This window comes from Bordetella tumulicola, assembly GCF_054779135.1.
In genome coordinates this window covers 930,654-946,556 of the sequence record NZ_BAAGYU010000006.1, presented here as the reverse complement: position 1 = coordinate 946,556, position 15,903 = coordinate 930,654, and the positions used below count along the sequence as shown (strand labels likewise).

The window sequence follows — 15,903 nt, the reverse complement described above, 5'->3', positions numbered from 1 at the left end:
GCACGCAGGGCGTGCCAAGTAGAGGAGACCCCAATGAGCAGCATCGAGATATCAGCGCCGATGGCGCCGATGGAGGTGGAGGTGTTTTCCGGCGCCTCGCCTTATCCCTTGGCGACGACGCATGACTTCAGTCTGATTCGCGCAATGGCTGCCCTATCGCGGGCGTCTGGTACGGTGGCCACGGTGGCACTGATACTGATGGCATTTTCGATGTGCTACGAGATTTTCTCTCGCTATGTCTTGAACTCGCCGACCGCTTGGGCAACGGAAATTTCCGGCTATTTGCTGGTCGCCACCGTGTTCTTCGGGCTGGCGGCGGCGCAGGCATCCAATTCGCATGTCCAGGTAGAGCTCTGGGTCGATCGGTTGTCGGCGACCGCGCGACTGCAGGTCGAGCTGCTGTGCCAGTGGCTGGCCTTGCTGTTTTGCGTGGTGCTGGCCTGGCAGATGGCGAGCTTCAATGCGCGCGAGTACGTCAACGACACCCGTGATTGGGGGTTGTTGTCCACGCCGCAATGGATACCGGAGTTGGCCGTTTCATTGGGCCTGTTGACCTTTTGCATGTCCATCCTGGTCGACCTTTATCGTCTTAGCCCGCCGGCAGCGGTCTGGCGTCGCTGGCTGGCACCGGCGGCGCTGGCGCTGATGGTGATGCTGCTGGCGGGCCTGGGTGCCAATGCGGTGCCATTGGCCGGCACACGCCTGGATTGGGGCATGGCGCTGATCGCACTGGCGTTTACGGTCAGTGTATGGGCATGGAGCGGTGGCCGCTGCCTGCTCCGCGTTCTGGCTATCGTGGGCGGCTGTGCCGTGCTGTATGCGTTGGCGCGCGGCCAATCGCTGGGCTGGTTGGCGGCTCTGTTAGTGGCCAGCATGATGTTGCTGCTGTTTCTCGGCGTGCGTATTGGCGTCGCACTGGGTCTGGTGGGGCTGTTCGGTGTGTACTTCCTGTTGTCGCGCCCGCAATTGTCTCTGCTGGCCGAGCGCGCATGGAGCAGCACCAATACTTTTACGTTGACCGCCGTGCCAATGTTCATTTTTATGGGCGGGCTGTTGCTGCGCAGCGGTATCACCTCTGGGATGTTCGATTCCCTGGTGCGCTGGTTTGGCCGTGCGCCCGGTGGCTTGGCGCATGCCTCGGCCGGTGCGTCGGCGGTGTTTGCCGCCGTTTCCGGTTCCAGCCTGGCCACGGCCGCGACGCTGGGCAAGGCGGCCTGCCCCGACATGATCGCGCGCGGTTACAGCCCCAGGCTGACCTATGGCGTGGCGGCTGGCGGCGCCACTCTGGGGATCCTGATTCCCCCCAGCATACCCATGATTATCTATGGGACCACCGTTGGTGCGTCCGTGACGCACCTGTTCCTGGCGGGCATCATCCCTGGCCTAGTGTTGATGGGATGCTTCATGCTGGGCGTGCTGGTCTGGGCATTGATGGTGCCGGGCGCGGCGCCGGTAGCCCGGTCGTACACCTTGCGCGAAAAAATGGGAGCATCGCGCAGCATGATCCCATTCGTGGTCATTATCGGCGCGGTGCTGGGGTCCATGTACGCCGGTGTGGCCACGCCCACCGAGGCGGCGGCTATCGGCGCGGTCAGCGCATTCGTGCTGTGTCTGTTGCGGCGTCAGCTGACGTGGAAAGCGCTGATCGAAATAGCGCAGGATTCGGCCAAGGTGACGGCGCTCTTGCTACTTATTGTGGTGGGCGCAAGTATTTTCAGTTGGGTGTTTGACTATTTGAGGCTGCCTCGCGAGGTGGTCAACCTGATCGAGGGCGCGGACGTTCCGCCGGTGTTGGTGATGGGCGCGATGGTGCTTATCTATCTGGTGTTGGGGATGTTCGTCGAGTCGATCGCTATGATGCTGATGACCTTGCCCGTTACCTATCCGATCGCGATGGCGCTAGGCTTGGATCCGATCTGGTTCGGCGTGTTCCTGGTATTGATGATCGAGGTCGGGCTGATCACCCCGCCTGTCGGCATGGTGCTGTTCGTGCTTCGCAGCATGAACGAGAAGGCGCGCTTTACCGATATCATGCGTGGGGCCTTGCCGTTCGTGCTGATCATCCTGCTGTTCCTGGGGCTAATCTATGTGTTTCCGCAGATCGTGATGTGGCTTCCTCAACAAGTGAGTTGACATTGAAACAAGCAGTCGTACCGTGGACCGATGCACCGACAGTCAGCGCCGCGCTGGCAGACTTTGTTGCCACCAACCGCTGGGAGGACGTGCCGGCGAAGGTGCGCCATGAGGCGCGCCGGTCGTTGTTGAACTTCTTTGCCGTGGCGTTGGCGGCTGCCCGCGATCCCGCGCTGGACATCGCCAGCCGTGTCTACGGGCGCTTTTCCGCCGGCCCGCTGGCGACGCTGGTCGGACGGGCTCAGCGCGTGGACATGCTCAATGCCGCCGCCCTGAATGCCATGATGGCCAACGTCTATGACTTTGACGATACGCATCATCCGACCATCATCCATCCTACTTCGCCTATTGCGCCGGCCCTGTTCGCCTTGGCTGAGAGCCGCCCGGTGACGGGCGCCGAATTGCTGCATGCCTTTATCTTGGGCGCGGAGGCGACCTGCCGGATTGGCAACGCGATATCGCCGGAGCACTATGCTCGCGGCTGGCATATCACGTCGACCTGCGGCGTGTTTGGATCGGCCATGGGCGTGGCCCGCTGCCTGAACCTGACGTCGCGCCAGAATTTGCATGCGCTGGGTGCGGCGGCGGTTCAGTCCGGCGGCTTGGTCGAGGCATTGGGTACCTCGGCCAAGAGCATCAGCGTGGGTAATGCCGCGCGCAATGGGCTCGTGGGCGCCTTGCTGGCAGCCGAGGGTTTCGATGGCCCGGCGCGGCCATTGGAAGGCGAGCGCGGGTTTCTGCGCGTGGTGGCCGACGCGCCGGTATTCGGCGCTATTTCGCAGGGGCTGGGCGAGACGTGGGAACTGCTCAACAACGCCTATAAACCGTATCCCTGCGGTGTTGTGTTGAATCCTGTGATTGACGCCTGCCTGGCACTGGCTGCCGATGCGCGTATTGCCGGCGGCGGCTGGAACCGTATCACGCGCATCGCACTGACGGGACATCCCCTGTTGCGCCAGCGCACGGACCGGCCGGGTGTTACCACGGGACGCCAGTCCCAGGTAAGCGCGCAGCATGCCGTGGCGGTCGCGTTGGTACGGGGGAGCGCCGGCTTGCCGGAGTTCTCGGACGAGGCGGTCGCCGATCCGGGACTGCAAGCCCTGGGCGCACGATTGACGTTCCATGACGACGACACCATGTCCGTCGATGCCGTGAAGCTGCGTATCGAATTCGATGACGGCACCATGTTGCACCGCGACGTCGACGCCGCGCGTGGCTCACTCGCCCGTCCGCTCGAAGATCGTGAATTGGAAGAGAAGCTGCGCGAGCTGCATCGCCACGGTGGGGCGACGGTGGATGTCGAGCGGTTGATCGAGGCCGTCTGGTCGCTGGACAAAGCGCCGGATGCCGGCTTTGTCATTCGCGTGGCCGGTGGTGGGTTCGATGGCTGGAAGTAATCCAGGCAGCAGGAAAGGATGAAAAAGTCTTGTCTGTTGGCCCTCGCCGGGTAGGGCCCGGGCAACAAGTCAACCTCGCGTGGCATATAGCTAAGCACCTCGCGAGCGCATCGCGCAATTAGATCCATCTGCGGACCTTGGCGCAGTAGGCTTCGTAGTCGGCGCCAAAGTTTTGTTTAAGAAAACGTTCTTCGGGCTCGATCTGATAGCGGTTCATGTAAACGATGAAGGCGGCGATGCCCAATAATGAAGATATGTTCGCCAGGTAGACCGCCCAGCCTATCAGTACGATAAGCCCGCCCAGATACATGGGGTTGCGGGTGTACTGATAAACACCCGCGGCAACCAGCGCGGATGCTCCGCCCGGGTTCTTCGGGTCGGCGGTGGTTCTCGCGCGGCTCAGGGCGATAGCCCCTGCAGCGCCGGCGGCCAGCCCAATCAGGCCGATGATGATGGCCACGGTCGAGTTGCTGATAGCCGCCACTGTCAGTGTGGGAAAGAGGGCAGCCAACAGCCTCATGAGCGCGCCTGCCCCGAGCATGACAAAGGGTGGGTAAATAAGCATTTCGAGCGACTTCATGGGTGGCTCCGGGATGGGTAGAAAAATGGGTCATGCCGGTGTCTGGGATGCTATTGCCGTCTGCTTGCCAACACGTGGTCGTATAGATAGCGGTTTTCCCAGACCTGAGATGGTTATTGTGAGCGATTGAGGTTGCTAAATTAATGCGCCGTCGATTCGTTGAGAAGCGTCTCAGGTTGGCTTGCGCTGAGACATCACCACAGATCTAAATTTCGTCAGTCATGAATTATTCACATGGTTATTTTTAATAATAAGATCAATAAGATAAATTGATTGCGGCTGACATCGCCTGTATTTTTATTGATACTGGCGGGAACTTTTTCGAAGTTGTTTTTTATCTGTCACGATGAACTCGTAAGATCGCTCCCTTTAAAACTCGATGTGCTTTGGTCGACGTTTTTGTTTGTTTCCGGTAATGATGGAGCGTTTCAGAAATGAGCGAGTTCTGTTCCAGCTCGTGGCTGGTGTTGCGCACGAAGAGCCGACATGAAGGCGTGGTGGAACGCGCTTTGCAACTGAAGCAAATTACTTCGTACCTTCCCACGCAGAGATTGATGCGGCAACGCCAAGGGCGCAAGAGAGAGGTTGAACTACCGCTTTTCCCTGGGTACGTGTTTGTCCGTCCGCGTGACGATCAGTACGAAGGCATGCGCTACATCAGGGGGTCATGCGGGTTGATTCTTTCATCCAATAGCACTCCTGCAACAATCCCGGAGCAAGATCTCGAGGCTGTGCGTGTGTTGGTCAATCGTTGTTCTAGTGTGTCGGTTGACGATGGGTTGGTGGAAGGCCAGCGTGTGCGCGTCATAGACGGGCCACTTGCGGGAATCGAAGGTGAGTTGGTCCAGATAAAGCAACAACATCTGCTGGTGCTCAACGTAGAGTTGATCAACCGCAGCGTGCGTGTAGAAGTGGATAGGGATCTGATAGCGGCGCTTTAAGCCGCATCAATGGCAGGCTGAAGGCGGTGAGGCCGCCTGAGTACATGTAGTGCAACAGGCTGTTTGTGGCTCCCGGATGGGACGTCACACGGCGGAGCTTTTGTCCAGTGAATGATGAAGCGCCACTCCTGGTTTGTTTGTGAGAACCGGGGGGCTGAGCAAATGGGCACCGTGGTCAATGACCCGTCAATCAATACGATGACGGCGAACACTGCACCTCTCGAGTTTCCTCTTTTTGTCCCGATACCTTTTCGTTATCCGAAGCGCCCTGGCTAGTTGCCTCGGTCTGCCCGGGTTCGTTGGTATGTCCGATGATGGATATGGATGCGTCGCAGCGTCCGGAACAACATGCTCAATCACGAAATGCTGCTCGAATACGCTGAGTCGTATTTAAAGTCCCTGATTGCCGAGGTTTCTCCCGACCTGGGCACGGATTTCGATTCGTCTGCGCCATTTGGCGAATTGGGTATCGACTCATTCCATGTGCTGAAGGTGGTGAAAGCCATGGAAGTGGATTTTGGGACCTTGCCCAAGACCTTGCTGTTCGAGAATTTCAACGTTGATGCGTTGGCGCAGTATTTTGTCGATAAGCATGCGCAGACACTGCAGGCCAAGCATGCCGGTGCCAACGGTGCAGTACGCGATACGAGTGCCGCCCGTCCGATGAAGACAGCTGGTCTCACGACTGCCAGCCCCAAGACAGCCAGCTCTAAGACCACCAGCCCCACTACGGTCCTCCCCATACGTATGCTGGAGACGGATCTTGCGCGGTATCCATCGCTGCAGGCCGACATCCAGGCGTTGTACGAGCGTTACAAGAACGAGGGCGGCGTGTCGCGCGGTACGCGCAACATTGCGCCCAATCTGTTCATCGGCAGCTCACGCAAGGGTTACTTCAATTACAGCCGTGGCAAGGACGTGGTGCTGGTCTATGCCTATACGGGACCGGAAGACTATTTTTCCGAGATTGCTGCGGAGATGCATCGCTATTGCAACGAGCGCAAGCTGCAATTGAGCATTTTCATCGACCGGGAGTTGGGGGAGATAGACGGCGTCGCCTATTCTTCAACGCCTTTCGGCGCTTTGCAGCGAGTGCGCGATGTCCCGTCGTTCTCGCTGGAAGGCGGCGCGATGCGGCGGCTGCGCTATCAGGTTTCCAAATTCGAAAAAGCGGGTACGTGCAGGACGGTGGAGTACCGCTGCGGTACAGACCAGTCGATCGACCAGGATATCGCCAGCGTCATGGAGCGCTGGTGCGAAACCAAAACGATGGTGAATCCGCTGATTCATATCGTGAAAAAAGAGATCCTGGCCGGGACGCTGCACGATCAGCACAGGATTTTTCTGACGTATCTGGATGACGTACTGCAAAACGTCATTTTGATTACCGGCTTGTGCGGGGAGCTCAATGGCTATTTGATGGATCTGGAGTTCTACCCGCCGGATATGCCGCAGGGCGGGCTGGAATATGCCATCGTCAACATTGTTCGATTGCTGGCCACCGAAGGCTGCGACCTGTTCAGCCTGGGCGGCACCTATGGCTGCCGACTGACGAAGTCGGAGACTGCCGATCCGGAATTGGATCGCATTCTGGACGAACTGCATCGACAGAATATTTTCAACGACGAAAGCAATCTGCAGTTCAAGAACAAGTTTCGTCCCGAGAACCGGACCATATATATTTGCCGCCCTGCCGATTGCGGCAATGCGGACAATATTGTCGACATCATCATGATGATTGCCGATCCGGGGAAAGCGCAAGCCGCGGAGATCGAGGATTTCAACGTGGCCGAGGTGATGGGTGGCAAGGGCAGCCACCCCGCCGTCCCGAATCCGTCACCGGCACCAATGGCGGGTTTGATCGAGGGTGAGGCGGGTGTGCGTGCGGCCATGCTGGCAGACTATGGATTCAATCCGCTGAATTTACCGTCTCAGCACGTTGAGTTCGATCTGAAGACGGATTCCTGGGCTCAGCTGGATACCCCGTATGTTGCCAGCCACGGGCGGTTTCTGCGTTCGCAACTACAACAACCCGCGAGCCTGGGCAACGCGTTGCGAGAGATGTTTCCGTTCAAGCATTTCGTGCTGACCGACGCCGGGCGCACGGCCGAGTATTTGTTGTGCAAGGCTTGGCCAAGCAAGGGCATCGTCCTGCAGAACCTGCTGTTTCCCACCGGATTGTTCCATCAGGTCGACCAGGGTTTCACGCCTGTCGAGATTCCTGATCCGTCGGTGTTCGATCTGTCGTCTTCCGAGGTGTACAAGGGGGGATTGTCGTGGCAGGATCTGCAGGAACAGGTGGAGCGCCGCGCCGGCGAGATTGCGTATGTATGTGTCGAGTTGGCCGATAACGCCAGTGGTGGGCATGGCGTTAGGGCAGAGCATCTGGCGCAGGTAAAGGCGCTGCTGGGCCCCCGTCATATTCCGCTGGTGGTGGATGCAACTCGCGTGCTGGACAACGCGCTACTGCTGACGCGCGACGCGGCTCACGCCGGCAGGAATATATGGGATGTGGCGCGAGACCTGCTCTCGTATGCCGATGTGGTCGTTGGCAGCCTGGCGAAAAATTTTGGTGTCGCCAAGGGCGGCATTGTATGCACCAATGACGATGCCCTGATGCACCGTTTGCAATCTGTCCTGCAGAATGATGGTGGGGGATTGAGCGCGCTGGACAAGAAGCTGATCGCCGTCGCATTCGGCCAACGCAAGCGTCTGGAAACCTTCATACAGCGACGTGGCGCGGCGGTGCAGACCGTGTGGCAGGCGCTTGCGTCGCAACAGATTCCCGTGGTTCATCCGGCGGGCGGCCATTGCGTGCTGATTGACGTCAAGAGAATTGCCGAGTTCGCGGGTTTCGCACACCCGGTCGCGGCGTTCGTCGCCTGGGTATATCTCAGGACGGGAATACGCGTGGGCGCCCACAGCGTGGGTATGCAAAAGAGGACGCCTCTGAATGGGCTGGTGCGCGTGGCCATCCCAGTCGGTCTGAAGCCTGAGCAGGCGGATGAGATTGCCCGCCGATTGGTGCGCCTGTTCCAGGACATGTCGGATATTCCGGAACTGGCGTTACCCGGCTCGGCGAACGCGGCCGTCGGCAATATCAATGCCGAGTATGTGTTGGTGAAATATCACAACGCCAGCCTGGCGACACACATAGAAGGCACGGTAGTGAACCGTGATCAGACGGATCTCGGCGCAGCGCCGTTGGCGCGGGTGGCGCCGGCGCATGCCGTCTCGCAACAGACGTCGCCGCAGCCGCAGGCACGGAGCGTAGTCAGTCCGCGGACTGCGGACACCGTGATCGCCGTCGTTGGGATGGCGGGCCGCTATCCTCGTGCCAATAATCTGGTTGATTTTTGGGACAACCTGCGCAACGGACGTGACTGCATAACGGAGATATCCGACGAACGCATGGCTCGCCGAGCCAATCATGTATCCACCCGACGTTATCGCGGCGGGTTCATTGATGGCATCGACAAGTTTGATTCCCTGTTCTTCAATATTTCGCCTCGTGAAGCGGAGGCCCTCGATCCGCAGGAGCGCCTCTTCCTGGAGGTGGCGTGGGAAACCCTGGAAGATGCGGGCTATTACCCGGAAATCGTTGGCGGCGGGCAGGGCAGTCGCGACGTGGGCGTGTTCGTGGGCGCTGTGTGGACGATGTACCAGATCGTGGGCGTGGAAGAAAAACTCGCCGGTAATCATGTCAATCCAAACTCCTTTCTCTGGAGCATCGCCAACCGAGTCTCGTACTGGATGAACCTGACGGGTCCCAGCCTGACGGTCGATACCGCCTGTTCGTCCAGCTTGACGGCGTTGTACCTGGCTTGCGAGGCGATATCGCGCGGCGATTGCTCGAGCGCCATCGTGGGCGGGGTGAACCTGGATCTGCATCAACACAAGTTCGATATCAACTGGGCTGGCGGCGCGCTGTCGCTCGATGGCGTGTGCCGCAGTTTCGGCGACGGCGCCAACGGTTATGTCGCCGGTGAAGGCGTGGGTGCCATCTTGATCAAGCCGCTGGAGCGGGCGTTGGCGGAAGGCGACCACGTTTATGGCGTGATACGCAGTGCCACGGCGAACCATGGCGGGCGCACCAGCGGCTACACCGTGCCGAACCCCAAGGCCCAGGCAGAATTGATCTCGCTGGCGTTGCAACGCGCGCAGGTGGATGCGCGCAGCATCGGATATATCGAGGCCCACGGCACGGGTACCGAACTGGGCGATCCTATTGAGATTGCCGGCCTGGCCAGCGCCTTTGAGAGGGATGGTGCCCCTGCGCAAAGCTGCGCGATCGGTTCCGTGAAGTCCAACATAGGCCACCTGGAGGCGGCTGCCGGCGTGGTGAGCGTCAGCAAAGTGCTGTTGCAGATGCGGCACCAGCAGATCGTGCCTTCGCTGCACGCGACGCCGGCAAATCCGCACATCGACTTCGATCCGTCACCGTTCTATGTGCAGAAAGAGCTTGCGCCGTGGCCTGAGCGCACTGTCGATGGACAAGCGGTACCCCGCCGCGCCGGGGTGAGTTCATTCGGCGCCGGCGGTGCCAACGCCCACATCGTGCTCGAACATTATGTCGTGCCCCGGCATGCCGAAGTCGTGCCGAAGGGCGGCTACGTCTTTCCGCTGTCGGCGCGCACCGAGGATCAGTTACGCGATGTGGCACGACGCCTGCACGACCATCTGGCAAGGGATAGTGTCGAACACAGGCTCGACGATATTGCCTATACATTGCAGAATGGCCGGAAATCGTTCGAATACCGGACTGCCATTATTGCTGGCTCCTGGCGCGAGTTGAGCGACAAGCTCGCGGCTTTTGTTGCGGGGCGGGCGGATACCGATGTCCTGAGCGGACGTGCCGGTAATTCGGAAAGCATCCTCAAGATGCTGAGCCGCAAGGAAAGGCAGCAGTTTGTCGACATGTTGGCACAAACGCGTGAGCCGCATCGGCTGGCCCAACTCTGGATAGACGGTCTGCTGGCTGATTGCCCGGGGTTTTCGCAGCAAGGCAGACGAACGTCGCTACCGACCTACCCATTTGCCGACAAGCGCCATTGGATCGACAGCGGACCCGCCCGACCTGCCGCTTCGGCGCCCAGGATGGCGATGGCGGCGGCAGCGTTGCATCCAATGCTGGACAGCAACGAGTCGACCTTTCAGCGCCAACTGTTCAAAAAGCGTTTCCACGCGCAGGAAATGCTGCTGCGGGATCACGTGGTGGCCGGCCGGCCCACCCTGTCGGGAACGTCATATCTGGATATGGCGCGCAAGGCCGGCGAGCTGGCCGCTGGCCGGAAGATCGATCGTGTCAGAAACATTATCTGGGTCAATCCGCTGGCGGTGGAAGGCGATGCGGCGACCGATGTGGTGATCGAGCTCAAGCCCGGCGCCGACTCGGCCTTGTTCGAAGTCTTCAGTCTGACGGGCGACGGCAAGCGCACGCTTTTTGCACAGGGTCGGCTGGTCTATGCGAATGACGACGCCAGTGCGTCAACCGTTCCGCAAGTCATCGATATCGAAGCGATACGTGCAAAGGCGACCAGGACGATAACCGGCAGCGACGCCTATGCGTCGTTCCGTTCAGCCGGGCTGGAGTATGGCCCGAGCTTTCAATTGCTGCAGTCCGTGCACATCCATGGCGATGAGATTCTCGGGCGACTTGAGCTGCCCCAAGCCAGTATGCAAAGCTTCGGTCAGTTCGTGTTGCATCCCTGCATTCTCGATGCGTCCATGCAGGCAGGCGTGGTCGGACAACTGGGCGACGCATCGGGCGTGATGAAGATCCCGTACTCCATTGGTGAAGTGGAGATTCTTCACCCCTTGACGCCGGTCTGCTACAGCTATGTCACCAAGGCACAGGGCGATGCCTCCGCAAGCGGCATGTCGCGCGAGAACGTTGCCATCGTTGACGAAAGCGGTAAGGTCCTGGCACGCATACATGAATCGGTTGGAGTGGCGCTGTCGGGCGCTCGTGCCGAACCGCCTCGCACGGCGGTGCCTCAGTCGGTGATCGCCCAGCCGTTGGCGGCTGATGGCGAGGAAACGTTCGAGCGGCTGTACTACGTGCCGACATGGGAGATATCGCCGCCGCTAGAAATGAATGGCGATGTCGAAACGCTAGTGCTGTTCGATGTCGACACGACGTTGCGCGATGCTTGCCGGGCCAGAAACCGCAAAGTCGTGTTGGTCATGCCTGGAGACGGTTTCGCCGAGTTGGGTGCCGATACCTATGTCGTCAATCCTCTGAATCGCGACGATTACGAGCGGCTGTTCCGCGCGCTGGAATCCGACCGTGTCGCGCTGGCCAAACTCTGCTACGCCTGGACAGAATCCATCGTGCCGGAAGACGCCCGGGCGTTGGCGGCGGGAATGAAGCGCGGCGTCCAGGCTTTCTTTGTGCTGTGCCAGGCCTTGTTCCAAGCGCGTCGGCTGTGGAAGAAGTTGCAGTTGCTGTATGTCTACTTCACCGACCTGGGTGCGTCGCAACCGCACAACGCGGCGATGGCCGGATTCGCGAGTAGTCTGCGGCTGGAGGCACCGCAGCTCGATTGCAAGGTACTGGAGATCCAGAGATCGGGCAGTGTCGAAGATACGGCCATCCAACCTGCAGACCGTGTCCTTGCCGAGTTGCACGCCGATGCCCAGCATCAGAACGTGGTCCGCTACGTGGGTGGCGCTCGCTATACGCGCTCGCGCAAAGCCGTGCGCCCCGCCGAACTGCTGATGGCCATGCCGGCCGTGGCCACCCCCGAGATGGCGCTCAAGCATCACGGCGTCTACCTGATTACCGGCGGGGCGGGTGGACTGGGTCTGGTTTTTGGCCAGTATCTTGCGCAAGCCTGTCAGGCCCGCCTGGTGCTGACCGGCAGGTCGAGCCTGAATGAGGAACGCCAGCGGGATCTTGACACGTTGCGCGATCTGGGTGCGGAGGTGGTTTATATCTCTGCCGATGTGGCCCGGCGTGATGATGTCGAAACCCTGTTACAGCAGATTCACAGCCGCTTTGGCAGTCTGAATGGCATTGTGCACAGCGCCGGTGTGCTGCGCGACTCCCTGCTGGTCAAGAAATCGCTCCAGGATCTGGACGAGGTGTGCGGGCCCAAGGTGTTTGGCGCATTCCATCTTGACGAGCTAACGCGCGACGAGCCGCTGGATTTCTTTGCGCTGTTTTCATCGCTGGCGGCATTCGGCAATATCGGCCAGGTCGATTATGCATTTGCCAATCACTACATGGACGCGTTTGCGTTCGAACGCGAGCAGCGCCGCACCCGGGGTGAACGCTACGGCAAGACGCTGAGTCTGAACTGGTCGTTGTGGGCCGAAGGCGGTATGACGCTGGATGCGGCAACCGAGGCCTTTTTCCGTCGGCAGTTGGGGATCCGGCCGTTGAGCACCGAATTCGGTCTGGCGGCGTTCACCCAGGGCTTGCTGGCGGAGGCGCCACAACTGGCGGTCCTTGATGTCATCCAGGGGCGCATAGAGCGCGCCTGGGGGCTGGCGGTCGATGAGATATCCGCGCCGTCCCCGGCGGCCGATACGTCGTCGCCAGATCTGACGGGCGCGGTCACCAAGGCATTGTCGGCGTCGGTGATCGAACTGTTGAAGCTCGATCCCACCGATTTTTCAGTCGATGGTGTCTTGACCGACTTGGGCTTTGACTCCATGGGTCTGATGGATTTTGCCAATGCCATCAACGAGCGCTACGGTCTGGATGTCAACCCCACGATGTTCTTCGAGTTCCCCTCGGTGCGGACAATCGCCGGCGCCCTGGTCGACAAGCATTATCAGGAGGTCAACCGGCGTCACGCCACGAGCGGTTTCGCAGCGCCGACACAGGCAGCGCCGCAGGCGCTGTCCTCGGATAGCGGTGCATTCTCGGGCGGCCACTTGCCGATCGACAAGAGCGACGGCGCCGGTGTCCTTGCCGCTCGCGGCGCCGTGGCGGCATCCGGTGATGGGGTCTCGCGTACCCGCCGCTTTGCCGATATGCCGATCGCAATCGTCGGCATCGGTGGCGTCATGCCTCAGGCCGAGAATCTCGAGGTGTTCTGGGAGTCGCTCAAGAACGCGCGCAACCTGGTGACGGAAATTCCGCGCGACCGCTGGATCTGGGAAGAATACGACGGTAATCCGGTGAAAGAGGTGAACAAGTCGAATTCGCGCTGGGGCGGGTTCATGAACGAGGTCGACAAGTTCGATCCGTTGTTCTTCGGCATCACGCCGCGCGAAGCTGAAATGATGGATCCGCAGCAGCGCATCTTCCTGCAGACGGTATGGAGCGCAATCGAGGATTCGGGTCAGAAGGTGTCCGACCTGGCCGGCAGCAGAACCGGCTTGTTCGTCGGCGTATCGGCCAGCGATTACGTGGATGTCCTGGATGCGAGCGACGCCGCGCTGGACGGCTTCTCGGCGTCGGGCAACTCGCATTCTATCCTGGCCAACCGGGTGTCCTTCTTGCTCAATCTGCGTGGTCCCAGCGCGCCCATCGACACCGCCTGCTCGAGTTCGTTGATTGCGCTGCACCGGGCGGTGGAGTCCATCCATACCGGCAGTAGCGATATGGCCATCGTCGGCGGGGTGCAGGTCATGCTGACGCCGGTGGGACATATTTCGTTGAGCTCGGCGGGCATGCTGAGCGTGGACGGCAAGTGCAAGACCTTTGACAAGGACGCCAACGGCTATGTGCGCGGGGAGGGCTCGGGGGCGGTGTTCCTCAAGCCGCTGGCGCAGGCCGAACGCGATGGCAACCCTATCTATGCTGTCATCCGGGGTACGGCGGAAAATCATGGCGGTCGCGTCACCATGCTGACCGCGCCCAACCCCAAGGCGCAGGCCGAGCTGTTGGTGGAGGCCTACGAAAAGGCGGACGTCGATCCGGCCACGGTGGGGTACATCGAATGCCATGGCACGGGCACCGGCCTGGGCGATCCGATCGAGATCCAGGCCTTGAAGTCGGCATTTGGTGATTTGTACCAGCGTTGGAACAGACCGGCGCCGACGGCTCCGCATTGCGGTCTGAGTTCGGTCAAGACCAACATTGGCCACTTGGAGCCCGCCGCCGGCATCGCTGGGCTGCTCAAGGTGTTGCTGTCGATCAAGCACAAGCAGATCCCCGCGTCGCTGCACTTCGAGACACCCAATCCCTATATCGATCTGGCGGGCACGCCGTTTTATATCGCCAGTCAAACCAGGATTTGGGATGCCGTCTTGGCCGCGGATGGCGTGCCCCTGCCGCGCCGAGCGGGTGTCAGCGCTTTCGGCTGGGGTGGTGCGAATGCGCACATCGTGTTGGAAGAATATGTGCCGGCTGCGCCAGCGCAGCCACGGTCTGTCAGCGGACCACAACTGGTTGTGCTGTCCGCGCGCAACGACGCTTGCCTCAAGACTTATGCGCGGAACCTGGCAGAGTATCTGAGCCGGCATCCCGAGAGCCTGGCGGACGTGGCATACACCACGCAGATTGGGCGGGACGCGATGCAAGAGCGGTTGGGGGCGGTGGTCGATTCCGTCGAGCAATTGGTGACGGGGCTTGTCGCCGTTGCCGATGGCGCGGAACTGCCTGATAACTTTCACCATGCACAAGTGAGCCGCTATCGTCGCAATGAACGCGGCCTGACCAGCGTCGCGACGGTGGACGCGGATAGCGCCAAAGACATCGCCGGTTGGATTGCGTCGCGCGATTATGCACGCTTGGCCCGCGCCTGGGTCAAGGGCGCGACGATTGACTGGGCTGCATTGCACACCACGGCCAGGCCGCGCCGTCTGAGCCTGCCGACATATCCGTTCGCCCGCGAACGGCACTGGATTACACCGCGCAAGCGAGACGTTGCAAAGGAGCGCACGCAAGCCGCCGCATTGCATCCGTTGCTACACGCGAACGATTCGACGATGCATCGCCAGTATTACCGCTCGGTTTTCACGGGTCGGGAGTTCGCCTTGTTCTCCGACTCGCGCCGCATGCCGGCCGCGGTCCAGCTGGAAATGGCGCGTGCCGCGTTTGTTCATGCCAAGACCGCTGCCGATCTCACCGCCGTCATGGTGCTGCGCAATGTCCACTGGGCGTCGCCGGCGTCGGGGACCGGCAGTCAGCAAGTGGTTCTGGATCTGTTTGAGCGTGGCAATGGCCAGGTTTTGTACGAAATCCACAGCGACGAACAAGGGGCCTCGGGGCAGGTATCGCGTTGTCTGCATGGATCTGGCATTGCCGCCTACGAACCGCGGGCCGAACAGGTACGCCTCGATCCGGCACATATACGTGCGCTGATGCGTGCAGGCGAGCTAGATGCTCCCGCATTGGCGAGGTTCAGGGCTGCGCTGCGACAAGGCGACGATGCGGCGCTATCAGTGGTGCGAAGGGTCTTTCATGGCCATCGCGAGGCGTTGCTGGAGTTGGCTTTGCCGACGATCCTTGAGCAGGATCGCGAGGCCTACGGCCTGCATCCCGCATTGCTCGATGCGGTACTGGGCGGTGCGCAATGGTTGGCCCACGACATGAAGCCGGACACGGAACTCATCTCTGCGCCGAAAAACATGGCCCGGCTCGAGATGCTGGTGCCATGCCAGGGCGACCTGACCGCATGGCTGCGCTATGCACCGGGTAGCAAACCTTCCGACGAAGTCATCCATGTCGATATTGATGTCATGGACAGCGCAGGGTCGATTTGCAGCAAGCTGCGGTCGGTGGCTATCGAGAACCCCCACGCCCGCTCGGTCGCGCCGGTCGAGCATGAGGAAATTTCACAACTGCTGGACGCGGTCTATCGGTCCCGTGCGGACACGCCTGTAAGACCTGATGCCGACAATGTGGCGAATGACGAGTTCAGGAAACCTCTGGAAGAGATCCTGTAAAGGGAGA

At 60.4% G+C, this 15,903-nt stretch carries 5 protein-coding genes; 4 read left to right on the top strand and 1 reads right to left on the bottom strand.

All coding sequences use genetic code 11. The annotated features are described in order from the left end of the window. Positions 1-33 precede the first annotated feature (33 nt). The gene (locus tag ACYVDM_RS08105) at positions 34-2,133 is read left to right on the top strand and encodes a TRAP transporter large permease subunit (RefSeq protein ID WP_415792045.1); all 2,100 of its coding nucleotides are present in this window, start codon (positions 34-36) and stop codon (positions 2,131-2,133) included. Next, complete coding sequence (locus tag ACYVDM_RS08100) at positions 2,130-3,530, top strand: MmgE/PrpD family protein (protein WP_415792108.1); 1,401 nt, start codon at positions 2,130-2,132, stop codon at positions 3,528-3,530. Before ACYVDM_RS08105 ends, ACYVDM_RS08100 begins: the two co-directional genes overlap by 4 nt. Before the next feature lie 118 nt (positions 3,531-3,648). On the opposite strand, the gene ACYVDM_RS08095 is transcribed toward ACYVDM_RS08100, so the two are convergent. Then, positions 3,649-4,110, bottom strand: coding sequence for a methyltransferase family protein (locus tag ACYVDM_RS08095; protein ID WP_415792044.1), 462 nt, complete (start codon positions 4,108-4,110; stop codon positions 3,649-3,651). A gap of 434 nt (positions 4,111-4,544) precedes the next feature. On the opposite strand from ACYVDM_RS08095, the gene ACYVDM_RS08090 reads away from it, so the two are divergent. Both ACYVDM_RS08090 and ACYVDM_RS08085 read left to right on the top strand, forming a co-directional pair. After that, positions 4,545-5,051, top strand: coding sequence for a UpxY family transcription antiterminator (locus ACYVDM_RS08090; RefSeq protein ID WP_415792043.1), 507 nt, complete (start codon positions 4,545-4,547; stop codon positions 5,049-5,051). Positions 5,052-5,399: 348 nt separating this feature from the next. After that, entirely contained in the window at positions 5,400-15,896 is a 10,497-nt protein-coding gene (locus tag ACYVDM_RS08085; RefSeq protein ID WP_415792042.1) for an SDR family NAD(P)-dependent oxidoreductase, read from the top strand. Positions 15,897-15,903: the final 7 nt, after the last annotated feature.